Origin of the sequence: Pseudorhodoferax sp. LjRoot39 (genome assembly GCF_964253035.1) — a bacterium.
Lineage (GTDB): Bacteria > Pseudomonadota > Gammaproteobacteria > Burkholderiales > Burkholderiaceae_C > Pseudorhodoferax.
This window is the reverse complement of record NZ_CAXUQL020000001.1, coordinates 2,467,240-2,483,272: the sequence shown is the minus strand read 5'-3', so window position 1 is coordinate 2,483,272 and position 16,033 is coordinate 2,467,240. Positions and strand designations below refer to the sequence as shown.

Below are 16,033 nucleotides of genomic sequence, written 5' to 3'. Positions count from 1 at the left end.
TGGAAAGGTGTGCGTCATCACAATCGCCATCTCCGGGTTATCCCTAGTCGCACCACCCTGCCCGCCATGCACGCCACCACCTCCTCCACCCAGGCCGCAGCCAGCGGCCCCGCCCGCAGCGCCACGGGGCCGCTGCTGGCCCTGGCCATCGGCTCCTTCGGCATCGGCACGACCGAATTCGGCCCCATGGGCATGCTGTCGTCCATCGCCGAGGGCGTGGACGTGTCCATCCCGTCCGCCGGCCTGCTGGTCTCGGCCTACGCCATCGGCGTGACGCTGGGCGCCCCCTTCATGACGCTGCTGCTGGGCCACTGGTCGCGGCGCAAGGCCTTGATGGTGCTGATGGCCATCTTCACGCTGGGCAACCTGCTGTCGGCGCTGGCGCCCGGCTACGCCAGCCTGATGGTGGCGCGCGTGGTCACCAGCCTCACGCACGGCGTCTTCTTCGGCATCGGCGCCGTCGTCGCGGCCAGCCTGGTGCCACCGAACAAGCAGGCCAGCGCGGTCGCCACCATGTTCATGGGCCTCACGCTGGCCAACATCGGCGGCGTGCCGGCCGCGACCTGGCTGTCCGACAGCGTGGGCTGGCGCCAGTCCTTCGCCGCCATCGCGGCGCTGGGCGTGCTGGCCATGCTCGCGCTGCGCCTGGCACTGCCGCGCGACCACGCGGCGCGGGCGCGCACCGATGTGCGGGCCGAACTGCGGGTGCTCACGCGGCCCGTGGTGCTGGCCGCCATGCTGACCACGGTGCTGAGTTCGGCCGCCATGTTCGCGCTCTACACCTACATCTCGCCCGCGCTCAAGACCTTCAATGCGGCCTCGCCCGCGCTCATCACCGGCCTGCTGGCGCTGGCCGGTGTCGGCTTCACGATCGGCAACAGCCTGGGCGGCAAGTTCGCCGACCGTTCGGTCGACAAGACGCTGATCGGCTTCCTGCTGCTGATCGCGGCCAGCATGCTGGCCTTCCCGTGGCTGGCGCAGACGCACATCGGCGCCGCTGTCGGCGTGCTGGTCTGGGGCATCGGCGCGTTCGCCGTCGTGCCACCGATCCAGATGCGCGTGATGCGCGCGGCGGCCGAGGCGCCCGGCCTGGCATCGGCCGTCAACATCGGCGCGTTCAACCTGGGCAACGCGGTGGGCGCGGCCATGGGCGCCGCCGTGCTGAGCGCAGGGCTGGGCTACGCGGCCGTGATGGTCGCGGGCGCCGCCGTCGCCGTCCTGGCGCTGCTGCTGGTGCTGTGGTCCGCCCGGCGTGGCGCCCGGCAGGACGTGCCGCACGCCGCGGCCTGCTGCTGATCAGCCTTCGCGCACGCAGACCAGGCTGTAGGCCCAGGGCGCGACCGACAGCGTGAACCGGTAGGCGGCCTCGGGCGCATCGATGGCGAAGGCGACAGGCACGACATCCAGCAAGGCGTCCGGAGCGCCCCGTTGCCGGTGGTAATCCCCCAGGTGCAGGCGCAGTTCGTAACGGCCCATGCGCAACGGGGCGCCGGCCAGCAGGGTCAGGCCGCGGCCCTCCTCCACGGCCTCGGCCAGCGGCGCGCCATCGGCATCGTGCAGCGCCAGGCGCAGGCCTTCGGCCGACCGGCCGTGCTGGCTGTCCAGCACCTGCACCACCACGCTGCCGTGCAGGCCGTCCAGGCCATGGTCCGCGATGCGCTCGGCCAGCCGCAGCCGCGTGATGCGGCCGATCTCGGCCAGCGTGCTGGCCAGTTCGGTGGCGCGGTCGTTGGCCAGGCGCGCCGCGAAGGCGGCCAGCGCCGTGGCGCGCGTGTGCCGCTTGATGCACAGGATGAACGGGAAGCCGAAGCGCACGCGGTAGGCCGTGTTCAGCGCATCCCAACGCGCACCGTCTTCGGCACCCAGAGCGCCCAGCGCCAGGCCGCCCTGCTCGCGCACCGAGTCGGACGTCATCTGGCCCAGGCGTGCGGCCGCGCCGGCCAGTTCGGGATGGCCATTGAACAGCGCCACGCGCGCCTCCTCGGGACGCGCGGCCACGGCCGCCAGCATGGCGCGGTGCAAGGCGTCCGTGCTCGCGAACGGCCGCTGTAGGGCGACGGCCGCGGCCACCCAGGGCGCGTGCTCGAACACCTCGCCCAGGTGGGCCAGGAAGGCGGTGGTGTCCACAGCGTTGAGCTGCGCCAACGTGGGCAAGGCCGCCATCACAGCACCTGCGCCAGCGTGCGCACGCGCGCGGCGAGCGGCGGCAGGAAGCCGGCGTCGAACAGGCGTGCGGCGGCCGGCACGGACGGCAGCGCCTTGGCCTGCGCCATGAGCGCGGCGGTCGCCGTCAGCCGCTCGGGGTTGACCGCGCCGATGCCGATGCGTGCCCCCTCGGGATGCGCCATCTCCAGCCCCAGCGTGCCGACCAGGCGGGCCCGGTTGGCCACCCGGTCCAGGCCAGGGTTGCGCCGCGCCACGGCTGCGATGGCCGCGTCGGGATCGGCCACGGTGTCAGCCAGGCCCCGGTTCACGGCCCGCACCAGGCCCGCCACGGCCCCGGGGTGCGCATCGCGCAGCGTCGGCGTGACCATCAGCGCCGCGCCGTACAGCGAGGGCACGTGGTGCTGCCACTCGAAGTGGCGCAGCAGCCGGTCGGCATCCAGCCCGGCCTCGATGGTCTGCGCGCGGATGGTGTTGACGAAGCCGAACAAACCGTCCCAACGCCCTTGCAGCATCAGCGGCACGATGTCCTTGTGCGGTAGCGCCGAGACTTCGATGGACACGCTGTCCGGCGCGATGCCGCAGGCCGCGCAGAACTCGGGGAACATGCGCCAGGCCGCATCGTTGGGGTGCGTGACCAGGCGCTTGCCGGCCAGGTCCTGCGGCGCCAGCACCGCTCCAGCGGCCGGCACGGCGATGGTGTACGGCGATCGGTTGTGCATGGCGAAGACGGCGACCGGCGCCTCGTCGGGCCGGCTGGCCGCGCACTCGACCAGCGCGTTCATGTCGCCGTAGCCCGCGTCGTACAGGCCGTCGGCCAGGCGCGGCACGGCGTTGGCCAGCGTGTCCCCCTCGGTGAACTCCACGGCCAGGCCTTCCTCGCGGAAGTAGCCCTTGTCCTCGGCCACGAAGAACCAGGCCTGCGGGCCGGAGTAGAAGGTGTTCAGGATGAAGCGCAGGCGCAGTGGCTCGGGCATGGGTGTCTCCTCTTGCATGGTTCAGTCTTCCTTCAGCGCCTCGGCGCGGGTGCGCTTGACGCTGGGCAAGGCCATGGCGGCCAGCATCAGCGCCGCGGCCACGAGCAGGCCGGCGCTGATCGGGCGCTCGACGAAGGTCTGCGCGTCGCCGCCCGACAGCAGCATCGCGCGCTTGAAGTTCTCCTCCATCATCGGCCCCAGGATGAAGCCCAGCACCAAGGGCGTGGCCTCGAAGCCGAGCTTGACCATCAGGTAGCCGACGAGGCCGATGCCGACCGCCAGGTACACGTCCAGCGCCCGGTTGTTGATGCTGTAGATGCCGATGGCGCAGAAGAACACGATGGCCGGGTACAGCAGCCGGTAGGGCACCTGCAGCAGCTTGACCCACAGGCCCACGAGCGGCAGGTTCAGCACCACCAGCATCAGGTTGCCGACCCACATGCTGGCGATCATTCCCCAGAACAGCGTGGCGTGTTCGGTCATCACCTGCGGGCCGGGCACGATGCCCTGGATGGTCATGGCGCCGGCCATCACGGCCATGATGGCGTTGGACGGCACGCCCAGCGTCAGCAGCGGGATGAACGAGGTCTGCGCGCCCGCGTTGTTGGCCGATTCGGGCGCGGCCACGCCGGCGATGGCGCCCTTGCCGAAGCGCTCGGGCGTGCGGCTCAGCTTCTTCTCCAACGCGTAGGCACCGAACGAGGCCAGCAGCGCGCCACCGCCGGGCAGCACGCCCAGCACCGAGCCCAGCAGCGTGCCGCGCAGGATGGGGCCGACACTTTCCTTCAGTTCCTCCCGGGTCGGCAGCAGCTCGTGCATGGGCACGGCCTGCACCTCGCGCGGCTTTTGCTCGAGATTGAGCATGATCTCGGTCAGGCCGAACAGACCGACCGCGATGGCCACGAAGTCGATGCCGTCGGCCAGCTCCATGACGCCGAAGGTCAGGCGCGGCATGGGCGAGTTGGCGTCCGTGCCGGCCAGGCCCAGGAACATGCCGAACACGATCATGACCACGGCCTTGAGCAGCGAGCCGTTGGCCAGCACCATGGAGCAGACCAGGCCCAGCAGCATCAGCGAAAAGTACTCGACCGGGCCGAACTTCAGCGCCAGCGCCGCCATGCCGGGGCCGAACACCGAGATCAGCAGCGTGGCCACCGTGCCCGCGACGAAGGAGCCGATGGCCGCGATCGCCAGCGCCGCGCCGCCGCGGCCGTTCTGCGCCATGGCGTAGCCGTCCAGCGTGGTGGCGACCGAGTTGGCCTCGCCCGGCAGGTTGACCAGGATGGCCGTGGTCGAGCCGCCGTACTGCGCGCCGTAGTAGATGCCGGCGAGCATGATCAGGGAGGTGGCCGGCGGCAGGTGGAAGGTGATGGGCAGCAGCATGGCCATGGTGGCCACCGCGCCGATGCCGGGCAACACGCCGATCAGCGTGCCCAGCAGCACGCCGACGAAGCAGAACAGGAGGTTCGGCGGCAGCACGGCCACCTGCAGGCCCATGGCGATGTTGGAGAGGAGTTCCATGGCGGCTCCTGCTCAACGCGGCCAGATGGGAATCGCCAGGCCCAGGCCCTTGACGAACACGAGCGCGGCCAGTGCAGCCAGCACCGCGCAGACCAGCGGGGTCTCGCGCCGACGGCTGATGTTGCTGGCCAGCGAGGCCACGGCCGTGGACACGATCACCGCCAGCACGATGCCCAGCCGGTCCACCATGGTGCCGAACAGCAGCACGGCCAGCGACAGCATGAGCACGGGCCGCAGCACGATGGCCACGGGTTCGACCGCCACGCGGCGCGCCCCCGTGAGGGCCATGCCCGTACCCGCAGCGACCAGCATCCAGGCCAGTGCGCGCGGCACGTAGCCCGGGCCCATCTCGGTGGCGTTGCCGATCTCCAGGTCGCCCACGGCGGCCAGGCAGACCAGGCCGAGAACCAGCACGAACAGGCCGGCCAGAAGGTCCTGGCGCCAGGCCAGGGCACGCAGCAGTTGCATGGCGGTGCTCCGGTGTGCGGACTGCTTACTTCTCTTGCGCGCCGGCTTCGATGATCAAGGGCTTCCAGACCTCGATCTGCTCGCCGACGAACTTCGTGTAGTCCGCGCTCGTCATCGCGATGGTGTCCACGCCCCAGCCGGACAGCTTGTCCCGGACGGCCGGCAGCGCCACGGCCTCGGCCACGGCGTCGTGGATCTTCCTGGTCAGGTCGGCCGGCATGCCGGCCGGGCCCGACACGCCGAGCCAGTTTTCCAGCACGATGTCCAGGCCCTGCTCGCGGAAGGTCGGCACCTCGGGCGCCTGCGAGATGCGCTTGGGCGCGGCCACGGCGATGGCCACGGCCTCGCCGGCCTTGACCATGGGCATGTTCTGCGCCAGCAGGTCGTAGTAGGTCTTGAGCACGCCGGCCTTGAAGTCCTGGATCGCCGGGGCGCTGCCCTTGTAGGGCACGTGGACCATGGTGATGCCGGCCTTCTTCTTCACGCCCTCGCCCAGGATGTGGCTGATCGAGCCCACGCCGCTGGAGCCATAGCTGAGCTTGGTCTCCTTCTTCGTGAGTTCGATGAAGCCCTTCAAATCCTTCACGCCCAGCGCGGGCTGCACCAGCAGGCCGGGCGCCGAGGCGCCGATGTAGGCCACGTGCGTGAAGTCCTTGAGCGGGTCGTACGGGATCTTCTTGAACTGCGTTGGCGCGATCGTGAACGGCGCGTTGTTGGCCAGGATCAGGGTGTAGCCGTCCGGTGCTTCCTTCTTCACGATGTCGGCCGCCAGCGTGCCGCCGGCGCCGGGCCGGTTGTCGACAAGGAACTGCTGGCCGAGCTTCTCGCTCAGGTGCTGGCCCACCAGCCGCGCCACGATGTCGCTGGTGCCCCCGGGCGGGAAGCTCACGACGATGCGCACAGGCTTGCTGGGCCAGCTCGCGGCCTGGGCTGCCGCCTGCTGGGCCGGTGCAAAAGCGAGGACGGCCAGCGTGGCCAGGGCGGACAAGGTGCGGAGCGACATGGCGATTTCCTTGGGTGGGATGCGGGAATGGGACGGATCGTAGAAATCGGCTGCATTGCCGTCCATCACCGATTTCGAAGTGCTGCATTCGAAAAATCCGTATGCTCCAGACCCATGCCGCAATCCCTCGTTTCCGCCAACCTGCGCTACCTGGACCAGGTGGCGCGCTCCGGCTCCATCCAGGCCGCGGCCAAGGAGCTGCACGTGGCGGCCTCGGCCATCAACCGGCAAATCCTGCAACTGGAGGAGCAGCTCGGCGCGCCGCTGTTCGAGCGCTTGCCGCGCGGCATGCGGCTGACGGTGGCCGGCGACGCCGTGGTCACACTGGCACGGCGCTGGCGCCAGGACGAGCGCCGTCTGGAGAGCGAGATCCGCCGTTACCAGGGCGTGCACCAGGGCCATGTGACGCTGTATGCCATGGACAGCCACTCCACCAGCGTGCTGCCGCCCCTGGTCGCGGCGCTGGGCGAGAGCCATCCGCTGATCTCGCTGTCCGTCAACCTGGGCAGCACCGACGAGGCGCTGGCCGCCGTGATGGCCGGCACGGCCGACCTGGTGGCCGCCTTCAACCTGCCGCCGCGGCGCGAGGTGCTGGTGCTGTGGCGCACCGAACTGCCGTTCGGTTGCGTCGTCGCGCCCAGCCACCCGCTGGCCGGCGCGCGTTCGGTCAGCCTGCAGGAGGCCGCCGCCTACCCGGTGGCGCTGCAAAGCCGCGCCCTGGCCATCCGGCGCTACCTGGACGCGCAGTACGGCTGGCTGTTCACCGAGGCGCGCGGGCGCTTCGAGAGCAATTCGCTGCAGCTGGTCAAGCAGCTGGCCCTGGGCGGGCGCCATGTGGTGTTCACCTCCGAGCTCGATGCCGCGCCCGAACTGGCCGCCGGCCTGCTGCGCTTCGTGCCCGTGCGCGACAAGGGCGCAGAGCCCCAGACCATCGGCATCGCGGTGGACGCGACGCGTCCGCCGGGGCCGCTGGTCAAGGTGGTGGCCGAGCATTTGCAGGCAGCCATCGAACGGGCATTGGCGGCCAGCCGCGAGGGGGCTTCTAGAATTGCGCCCCCAGCCTCTGGATGAACACCATGAACCGCTGCCGCACCGCACTCGCGCTCATTGCCACACTTGCCCTCGCCACGGCTGCCCAGGCCCAGGTGCGCGAATTCCCGGCCGCCGCCCTGCGCGGAACCTTCCAGGTCGTCCAGCCGCCCGACATCCTGCTCGATGGCAAGGCCGACCGCCTCTCGCCCGGTGCGCGCATCCTGGGCGTGCGCAACGAGCTCGTGATGTCGGCCGCCCTCGTCGGCGAGCGCCTGGTCGTGAACTACACGCGCGAGCCGGGCGGCATGGTCCACCAGGTCTGGCTGCTGAACCAGCAGGAGGCTGCGCTCAAGCGCGACAGCGCCACGCGCGAACGCAACTTCCTCTTCGCCTCCGAAGAGGACACCCGGCCCAAGGACGACGGCAAGACGCCGTTCCACCTGCTGCCCAGGTACGGGCAGTAAGCAGCGCCCTCCCCTTGACCAAGAGCGGCCGCCAGCCGCCTGTCCGCCATTTCCCCGCGAGAACGCCATGACGAAAAAAGTCTTCATCAAAACCTTCGGCTGCCAGATGAACGAGTACGACTCGGACAAGATGGCCGACGTGCTGCATGCCGCCGAGGGCTACGAGCCCACGCAGGATGTGGACGAAGCCGATCTGATCCTGTTCAACACCTGCTCGGTGCGCGAGAAGGCGCAGGAGAAGGTCTTCTCCGACCTGGGCCGCGTCAAGCACCTCAAGAAAAAGGGCGTGCAGATCGGCGTGGGCGGCTGCGTGGCCAGCCAGGAGGGCGAGGCCATCATCGCGCGCGCGCCCTATGTGGACGTGGTGTTCGGCCCGCAGACGCTGCACCGCCTGCCCGAGCTGCTGCGCCAGCGCCGCACGCTGGACCGCGCCCAGGTCGACATCAGCTTCCCCGAGATCGAGAAGTTCGACCACCTGCCGCCCGCGCGCGTGGAAGGCGCCACGGCCTTCGTCTCCATCATGGAAGGCTGCTCCAAGTACTGCAGCTACTGCGTCGTGCCCTACACGCGCGGCGAGGAAGTCTCCCGCCCGTTCGAGGACGTGCTGGTGGAGATCGCCGGCCTGGCCGACCAGGGCGTGCGCGAGGTCACGCTCTTGGGCCAGAACGTCAATGCCTACCGCGGCCGCATGGGCGACACGGCCGAGATCGCCGACTTCGCCATGCTGGTCGAGACCGTGGCCGAGATCCCCGGCATCGCGCGCATCCGCTACACGACGAGCCACCCGAACGAGTTCACGCCGCGGCTGATCGAGGCCTACGCCCGCGTGCCCAAGCTCGTGAGCCACCTGCACCTGCCCGTGCAGCACGGCTCGGACCGCATCCTGATGGCCATGAAGCGCGGCTACACGGCCATGGAGTACAAGTCCACCGTGCGCAAGCTGCGTGCGATCCGGCCCGACATGGCGATGAGCAGCGACTTCATCGTCGGTTTCCCGGGCGAGACCGAGGAGGACTTTGGCAAGATGATGAAGCTCATCGACGACATCGGCTTCGACAACAGCTTCTCGTTCATCTTCAGCCCTCGCCCCGGCACGCCGGCCGCCAACCTGCACGACGACACGCCGCACGAGGTCAAGTTGAAGCGCCTGCAGCACCTGCAGGGCGTGGTCGACGCCAACGTGCGGGCCATCGCCGCGCGCCGCGTGGGCACGGTGCAGGCCATCCTGGTCGAAGGCCCGTCCAAGCGCAGCCACGCCGGTCAGCCCGAACTCATGGGCCGCACCGAATGCAACCGCGTCGTCAACTTCGCCGGGCCCGAGCGCCTCGTCGGCCAGATGGTGGATGTGCGCGTGACCGAGGCCATGTCGTACTCGCTGCGCGGCGAGGTCTGCACGCGCGAGACCGCGCCGGCCGCGTGACGCGCCCGCGCCTGTCCTTCCGCCAGCTGCTACTGCTGGCCTTCCTGCTGATCGCCGCGCTGCTGGGCGGCGTGGCCGTGCGCGCGGTGTTCACCTTCGACGTACTGATGCAGCGCAGCCTCGGCTTCTCGGCGCGCACGCTGCAGTTGAACGGCGTGGCGCAGACGCTCAGCGAGCGCAGCGCCACGGCCGAGCGGGCCGCGCGCCAGTCGCTGATCCTGAGCGACGCGCTGCTGCGCCGGCGCTTCGCCGACAGCGCGCGCGAGGCCCAGGGCCTGGTGGCCGGCCTGCAGCCCGCCGACCTGCCGCCGGCGCTGGCCGCGCGCTGGCGCAGCCAGATGGGCAGGATCGAGCAGCTCATGGAGGGCCCGGCCGAGACCGCACTGGACCGCGAGCGCGCCGTGGCGGCCGAGTTCCGCGAACTCGACGTGCTCAACGTCACGCTGGCGCAGCAGATGCAGGCCGCCATCGAGCAGCGCCGCCAGGCGCTCAACGCCGAGCTGGACGCCAGCCGCATGCAGCTCACGCAGCAGGTGATCGGCATGGTGGTGCTGGCCGTGCTGCTGGCCATCGCGCTGGGCCTGTGGCTGGCGCGCCCGCTCAAGCGCGTGGAACGCGCCATCGTGGGCCTGGGCGAGAACCGGCTGGACCAGGCCATCGAGATCCAGGGCCCGTCCGACGTGCACCGCATCGGCCAGCAGCTCGATTGGCTGCGGCTGCGGCTGTCCGAGCTCGATGCCGATAAGGCGCGTTTCCTGCGCCACATCTCGCACGAGCTCAAGACGCCGCTGGCGGCACTGCGCGAGGGTGTCTCGCTGCTCGAGGAAGGCGTGGCCGGCGAGCTCAACGACAACCAGCGCGAGGTCGCCGGCATCCTGCGCCAGAACACGGTGCAGCTGCAGAGCCAGATCGAGGCGCTGCTGCGCTTCAACGCCGCGGCCTTCGAGGCGCGCCAGCTCAAGCGCGAGCGCGTAGACCTGCTGGAACTCATCGAGGCCCAGGTCGACGCCCAGCGCCTGCAGTGGCGCGCCAACCAGCTCACGGTGCAGGTCGAGGGCGAGAGCCTCACGACGCGGGTGGACGCGGAAAAGATCGGCACGGTGCTGGCCAACCTGCTGTCCAACGCGATCCGCTTCTCGCCGGTCCGCGGCCGCATCCTGATCCAGCTGCAGCAGCACGAGCAACTCGTGCAGATCGATGTGCAGGACGAAGGCCCCGGCGTGGCCGAGCCCGACCGCGACCGCATCTTCGAGCCCTTCTTCCGCGGCCAGCGCCAGCCCGAGGGCGCCGTGAAAGGAACGGGCATCGGCCTTTCCATCGTCCACGAGTACGTCGCCGCGCATGGTGGCAAGATGGCGCTCTTGCCCGGCCCGGCCGGCGCCCATTTCCGCATCGAACTACCCCATGTGTCCTGAACCACGCGCGGCCCGCGCGTCCTCATCCTTGCTGTGCGCGCTGGCCGCGGCGCTGCTGGCCGGCTGCGTGGCCCCGCCACCCGCGCCGCCGCCCGCACCGCCGCCACCGCCGCCCGCGCTGGCCCCGGTGCCGCCGCCGCCCGCCGTGCCGCCGGTCGAATCGGCCGTACCGCTGCCCGTACAGGGCGGCCAGCCCGGCGGCGTGCGCACCGACAGCAGCACCGTGGCCCAGGCCTTGCTCGTGTATGCCGACCGCGTGCGCCGCATGGCGCCGGCCGAACTCGCGCAGGAGCTCACGCGGCTGTCGGACATCCCCGAGCCGCAGCGCCAGCCAGCCGAGGAACTGCAGCTGGCCATCACGCTCGCGCAGACCCGCGTGCCGGCCGACCTGGTGCGCGCCCAGGGCCTGGCCCAGCGCGTGCTGGGCAACCCGCGCGAGGAGGCGCGCGGCCTGTACCCGCTGGCCGGCATGCTGGTGGCGCGCTATGCCGAGCAGCGCCGCGTGGAAGAAGCCCTGGACCGCCAGGCCCAGCAGCTGCGCGAGCAGCAGCGCCGCATCGACCAGCTGACCGAGCGGCTGGAGGCCGTGCGCGCCATCGAGCGCAGCCTGACCTCGCGCCCGCCGCCCAACGGTGGCCACCGCCCCCCGCCGGGCCAGCCCTGACATGCCGGCCACCGAATCCGCACGCACCAACATCCTCGTCGTCGACGACGACGCGGACATGCTGCGCCTCTTGTCCATGCGCCTCACGGCCGCCGGCTACCGCGTCACGGCCGTGGGCTCGGCCGAGGCCGCGCTGAACCAGCTGGACATCGAGCAGCCGCAGCTGGTGCTGTCCGACGTGCAGCTGCCCGGCCGCGACGGCCTGGCGCTGTTCGATCTCGTGCGCGCGCGGCACCCGGCCCTGCCCGTGATCCTGCTGACCGCGCACGGCACCATCCCCGACGCCGTGGAGGCCACGGCGCGCGGCGTGTTCACCTACCTGACCAAGCCCTTCGACGGCAAGGCCCTGCTCGACAAGATCGCCCAGGCGCTGTCGCTGTCGGCGCCCACGGCCGCCGTCGTGCCCAAGGGCGGGCACGACGAGAGCTGGCGCGACGAGATCGTCAGCCGCTCGGCCCGCATGGCCGAGGTGCTGGCCGAGGCCAAGATGGTGGCCCAGTCCGACGCCAGCGTGCTGATGCTGGGCGACAGCGGCACCGGCAAGGAGCTGCTGGCCCGTGCCATCCACAAGGCCAGCAGCCGCGCCAAGAAGCCTTTCGTGGCGGTGAACTGCGGTGCCATCCCCGAGGCGCTGCTGGAGTCCGAACTGTTCGGCCACATGCGCGGCGCCTTCACCGATGCCGTGACCAACCACAAGGGCCTGTTCCAGACCGCCGACGGCGGCACGCTGCTGCTCGACGAAATCGGCGACATGCCGCTGGCGCTGCAGGTCAAGCTGCTGCGCGTGCTGCAGGAGCGGGCGGTACGGCCGCTGGGCTCCAGCCAGTCGATCCCGGTGGACGTGCGCATCCTGTCGGCCACGCACCGCGATCTGGAGGTGGCCATGGCCGCCAAGGAGTTCCGCGAGGACCTGTACTACCGGCTCAACGTGGTCACGCTCACGCTGCCGCCGTTGGGTGAACGGCGCGAGGACATCGCGCTCCTGGCCCAGCACTTCCTGCAGACGCTGGCGACCAAGTACAGCAAGCGCCTGTCGGGCTTCGCCCCTGAAGCGCTCAAGGCGCTGACCACCGCCGCCTGGCCCGGCAACGTGCGCCAGCTGCACAACGTGGTCGAGCAGGTCTGCGCGCTGTCGACCACGCCGCTGGTGCCGCTGGCCCTGGTGCAGCGCGCGCTGCGCCAGCCCGCCATCGAGGTGCTGCCCTACGCCGAGGCCAAGCGCAAGTTCGAGCGCGAGTACCTGATCAACCTCCTGAAGCTGACCGACGGCAACGCCGCCGATGCGGCCCGGCTGGCCGACCGCAACCGCACCGAGTTCTACCGGCTGATGCAGAAGCACGAGCTCACGCCGGGGCTGTTCAAAGGGGATTCTGCGGCTTCCGGCGAGACCGTCGCCGAACCGCGACAAGGCTAAGTCCTTGTTTTTCCTGGATATCGCCCCACACCGGCCGTGACCTGTCGCTGTTCGGCGACAAAAACCGGGGTTTTGGGGGCCGTTTTCCGGCCAGACCCGCAAAAACCCCGAAAAACACAGATAAGCCGTTGATTCATAACAAGTTCTAGCGTTGGCATGGGGTTTGCACTGAGACAGGCATATGAGCTCCGTCTCTTCCTCCTCCTCTCACCGCGAGAACACCATGGAACAACCCAACGTCGCCCGCGTCGGCCGGCAAATCGTCGGTCGTGCCTGGGACAAACAGCGCAGCCCGCTACGCGCCGAGCGCCACCCAAATTCCGTCACCGCACCGCCCGTGAACCGCGGCTCCATGACGCCCCGCCCTTGGCGCGGCTTCTGGAACAGCGTGGGCACGGCGCTGCTGATGTCCATCCCCGGCGTGCGCCCGGCTGCCGCCAAGGCCGCCAGCCCCGCCCCTGAAGCCTGGCAGCAGGCCGCCAGCCGCCGCCGCATGGCGCTGATGCTGATCGTGCTGTTGACCACCGCACTGGCCACCGGCCTGTTCGCCAGCATGCAACCCGACTACGACAGCCTGCTGCTCGAAGTCGGCCAGCTGTCGCTGTTCGCGCTGCTGTCGGCCTGGATCGTGTCGGGCTTCGGCACGGCGCTGATGGGCTTCTTCGTCGTGCTGCGCGGTGACAAGCACGCGCTGTCGGCCAAGGAAGTACGCGACCACGCGATGCCGACCGGCGCCGACGAGCGCACGGCCATCATCATGCCGATCTGCAACGAGGATGTGGCCACCGTGTTCGCCGGCCTGCGCGCCACCTGTGAATCGGTGCTGGCCACGGGCCATGGCCGCGCCTTCGACGTGTTCGTGCTGTCCGACAGCAACGACCCCGAGAAGCGCCGCGCGGAGCGCGCCGCCTGGGAAGACCTGCGCGCCGTGCTGGCCGCCGAGGCCAACGGCGCCCCGGCCATCGAGGTCTACTACCGCCTGCGCACCCGCCGCACGCACCGCAAGGCCGGCAACGTGGCCGACTTCTGCCGCCGCTGGGGCAAGGACTACAAGTACATGGTCGTGCTGGACGCCGACAGCGTCATGAGCGGCGACTGCCTGACCTCCATGGTCAAGCTCATGCAAGCCCATCCCCGCGCCGGCATCATCCAGACCGCCACGCAATCGATCGGCCACCAGACCCTGCACGCGCGCGCCCAGCAGTTCGCCTCGCGCATGACCGGCCGTTTGTTCACGCTGGGCATGCAGTACTGGCAGCTGGGCGAGTCCCACTACTGGGGCCACAACGCCATCATCCGCGTCAAGCCCTTCATGGAGCATTGCGCACTGGCCCCCATCAAGGGCACGGGCGGCCTGGCCGGCGGCATCATGTCGCACGACTTCGTCGAAGCCGCGCTGATGCGCCGCGCCGGCTTCCATGTGTGGCTGGTGTCCGACCTGATCGGCAGCTACGAGCAGCAACCGCCGGACCTGCTGTCCGAGCTGCAGCGTGATCGCCGCTGGTGCCAGGGCAACCTGCAGAACGCCCGCCTGATGGCCGAACCCGGCATCGCCGGTGTGCACCGCGCGATGTTCATCACGGGCACCATGTCCTACCTGTCGGCGCCGCTGTGGCTGGCCTTCATGACGCTGGGCACCGCGCTGTGGCTGTCCGGCCATGCCCAGGCCACCGGCCTGGCCAGCGTGAGCCACGCCCTGTCGGCCATCCCGGCCGAGCTGATCGGCCTGTGGATCTGGACCCTGGCCGTGCTGTTCCTGCCGCGCCTCTTGGGCATCGCCGCCGTGCTGATCCAGGGTGAGCAACGCCGCTACGGCGGCACCGCCGGCCTGGTCAAGAGCGCTGCGCTGGAAAGCGTGCTGGCCATGCTGCAATCGCCGGTGCGCATGCTGGCCCACTCGCTGTTCGTGCTGGTCGCGCTGACCGGCGTGAAGCTGGAATGGAAGTCGCCCCCGCGGGACGCCGAAGCCCTGCGCTGGCGCGATGCGGCCCGCAGCCTGGCCCCCATGAGCGGCATCATCGCCCTGCTGGCCGTCGGCATCGCGCTGATCGACCCGAGCGCGCTGGTCTGGCTGATCCCGGTGGGCCTGCCGCTGCTGCTGGCCATCCCGGCCAGCGTGCTGACCAGCCGCAGCGACCTGGGCGCCGCCATGCGCCGCCAGCGCTGGCTGCTGATCCCGGAAGAAAGCTGGTCGCCCGCCGTGCTGCGCCGCGCCTGGATGCACGCCAAGCTGCCGCTGCGCCAGCAGCCGCTGGCCCTGGCCGCCTGAGCTTCCCCGGCTCCGCAGAAACGCCCCTCGCCGAGGGGCGTTTCTGTTTCTGCGGCCTGTGCGCTTTTTGCGCACGGCCAGCGCGAAAATCAGCGCTTGAGAGCAGCACCCCGTGTGCCTACGATGCGGCCCCATTCCCACCATCACAAGGCGAATCCCATGCACTCCCTGCGCGCCCCGCGATCCACCCTGGCCTGGCTGGCCGCAGCCGCCCTGCTGGCCGGCTGCGCCAGCGGCCCCGCCCCTTCCGCGACATCCGCGAGCGCGGCGCCGGCCCGCACCCAGGCCGCCGCGCCGGTGCGCGTGAAGGTCTTCGTCGCCGCCATGTTCGAGATCGGCCAGAACACGGGCGACCGCGCGGGCGAGTTCCAGCACTGGTACGAGCGCTACTGGAAGGCCGCCACGCCGGTCCGCGTGCCCGGCGCCATCGCGCCCGTGTACTGCAACAGCGATGGCGTCTGCGGCGCCGTGCTGGGCATGGGCAAGGTCAACTCCTCGGCCTCGATGCAGGCCATCCTGCTGAACCCGGCCTTCGACTTCTCGCAGGCCTACTACCTGGTCACGGGCGTGGCCGGCACGCCGCCTTCGCGCGGCACCATCGGTGATGTGTTCTGGGGCAGCTGGCTGGTGGACTACGATCTGGGCCACCGCTGGGCGCCCGAGGAAAACACGCCGGGCGCGCCGACCTTCATGCCGCGCAAGGGCTACGAGACCTACCGGCGTTTCCAGCTCAACCCGGCGCTGCAGGCCTGGGCCATGCAACTGTCGGCCAAGACGCAGCTGTTGGACTCGGACAGCGCGCGCGCCTACCGGCTGCGCTACCCCGAGCCGCGCGCGCGGCAGGCGCCCTCGGTCGGGCTGGGCACGCACATGACGGGCGACACCTTCTTCCACGGCCCCGGCCTGTCGAACCAGGCGCAGTACATCGCCAGGCTCTACGGCGCCGACGACTACGTGATCACCGAGATGGAGGCCGCCGCCATCACGCTGGTCATCCAGCGCACCCATGGCACGGACCGCATCATGAGCCTGCGCGGCGCCGTCAACTTCGACCAGGGCAACCCGCGCGAGACCACGCTGCAGCACCTGGACCCCGCGCCCGGCGAAACCGCAGGCGGCTTCGCCGAGACGGTGGAGAACATCGCGCGCGTGGGCGAGCGCGTGGTCGACCACATCGTGAGCCAGTGGCCCGAATGGGCGGGCGGCGTGCCGCCGCGCTGACC

The 16,033-nt window shown here is 70.5% G+C and carries 14 protein-coding genes; 9 read left to right on the top strand and 5 right to left on the bottom strand.

What is annotated here, in order from left to right; translation table 11 throughout:
* Positions 1-66: 66 nt before the first annotated feature.
* The gene (locus ACSQ4M_RS11740) at positions 67-1,296 is read left to right on the top strand and encodes an MFS transporter (protein WP_436189707.1); all 1,230 of its coding nucleotides are present in this window, start codon (positions 67-69) and stop codon (positions 1,294-1,296) included.
* Here ACSQ4M_RS11740 and uraD read toward each other — a convergent pair whose 3' ends face one another.
* From uraD to ACSQ4M_RS11715, 5 genes are read right to left on the bottom strand one after another with little or no spacing between them, the layout of a single operon-like run.
* On the bottom strand, positions 1,297-2,163 hold the full coding sequence (gene uraD / locus ACSQ4M_RS11735) for a 2-oxo-4-hydroxy-4-carboxy-5-ureidoimidazoline decarboxylase (protein WP_436189706.1): 867 nt from the start codon (positions 2,161-2,163) through the stop codon (positions 1,297-1,299).
* Positions 2,163-3,140 carry an ABC transporter substrate-binding protein gene (locus tag ACSQ4M_RS11730; RefSeq protein WP_436189705.1) on the bottom strand — a complete coding sequence of 326 codons (978 nt, stop codon included), beginning with the start codon at positions 3,138-3,140 and terminating at the stop codon, positions 2,163-2,165. The genes uraD and ACSQ4M_RS11730 overlap by 1 nt, the downstream gene beginning before the upstream one ends.
* A 21-nt stretch (positions 3,141-3,161) precedes the next feature.
* Positions 3,162-4,661 carry a tripartite tricarboxylate transporter permease gene (locus ACSQ4M_RS11725; protein WP_436189704.1) on the bottom strand — a complete coding sequence of 500 codons (1,500 nt, stop codon included), beginning with the start codon at positions 4,659-4,661 and terminating at the stop codon, positions 3,162-3,164.
* 12 nt (positions 4,662-4,673) lie between these two features.
* Positions 4,674-5,129, bottom strand: coding sequence for a tripartite tricarboxylate transporter TctB family protein (locus tag ACSQ4M_RS11720; protein ID WP_436189703.1), 456 nt, complete (start codon positions 5,127-5,129; stop codon positions 4,674-4,676).
* Positions 5,130-5,154: 25 nt separating this feature from the next.
* On the bottom strand, positions 5,155-6,132 hold the full coding sequence (locus ACSQ4M_RS11715) for a Bug family tripartite tricarboxylate transporter substrate binding protein (RefSeq protein WP_436189702.1): 978 nt from the start codon (positions 6,130-6,132) through the stop codon (positions 5,155-5,157).
* Positions 6,133-6,246: 114 nt separating this feature from the next.
* Between ACSQ4M_RS11715 and ACSQ4M_RS11710 the strand changes: the two genes are divergently transcribed.
* The 8 genes from ACSQ4M_RS11710 to ACSQ4M_RS11675 all read left to right on the top strand — a co-directional run bounded on the left by ACSQ4M_RS11710 (position 6,247) and on the right by ACSQ4M_RS11675 (position 16,031).
* Positions 6,247-7,203: a LysR family transcriptional regulator gene (locus ACSQ4M_RS11710; protein ID WP_436189701.1), complete on the top strand. Its 957-nt coding sequence runs from the start codon at positions 6,247-6,249 to the stop codon at positions 7,201-7,203.
* Between the two features lie 5 nt (positions 7,204-7,208).
* Entirely contained in the window at positions 7,209-7,628 is a 420-nt protein-coding gene (locus ACSQ4M_RS11705) for a hypothetical protein (RefSeq protein WP_436189700.1), read from the top strand.
* A gap of 67 nt (positions 7,629-7,695) precedes the next feature.
* Positions 7,696-9,048, top strand: a complete 1,353-nt coding sequence (gene miaB / locus ACSQ4M_RS11700; RefSeq protein WP_436189699.1) for a tRNA (N6-isopentenyl adenosine(37)-C2)-methylthiotransferase MiaB — start codon at positions 7,696-7,698, stop codon at positions 9,046-9,048.
* On the top strand, positions 9,045-10,463 hold the full coding sequence (locus ACSQ4M_RS11695) for an ATP-binding protein (protein WP_436189698.1): 1,419 nt from the start codon (positions 9,045-9,047) through the stop codon (positions 10,461-10,463). Before miaB ends, ACSQ4M_RS11695 begins: the two co-directional genes overlap by 4 nt.
* Positions 10,453-11,127 (top strand): hypothetical protein, encoded by a 675-nt coding sequence (locus tag ACSQ4M_RS11690; protein ID WP_436189697.1) that lies wholly within the window; start codon positions 10,453-10,455, stop codon positions 11,125-11,127. Before ACSQ4M_RS11695 ends, ACSQ4M_RS11690 begins: the two co-directional genes overlap by 11 nt.
* Before the next feature lies 1 nt (position 11,128).
* Positions 11,129-12,541: a sigma 54-interacting transcriptional regulator gene (locus ACSQ4M_RS11685; protein ID WP_436189696.1), complete on the top strand. Its 1,413-nt coding sequence runs from the start codon at positions 11,129-11,131 to the stop codon at positions 12,539-12,541.
* A 223-nt stretch (positions 12,542-12,764) separates the two neighbouring features.
* Complete coding sequence (gene mdoH, locus ACSQ4M_RS11680; RefSeq protein WP_436189695.1) at positions 12,765-14,810, top strand: glucans biosynthesis glucosyltransferase MdoH; 2,046 nt, start codon at positions 12,765-12,767, stop codon at positions 14,808-14,810.
* 159 nt (positions 14,811-14,969) lie between these two features.
* Positions 14,970-16,031, top strand: coding sequence for a purine-nucleoside phosphorylase (locus ACSQ4M_RS11675; protein WP_436189694.1), 1,062 nt, complete (start codon positions 14,970-14,972; stop codon positions 16,029-16,031).
* Positions 16,032-16,033: the final 2 nt, after the last annotated feature.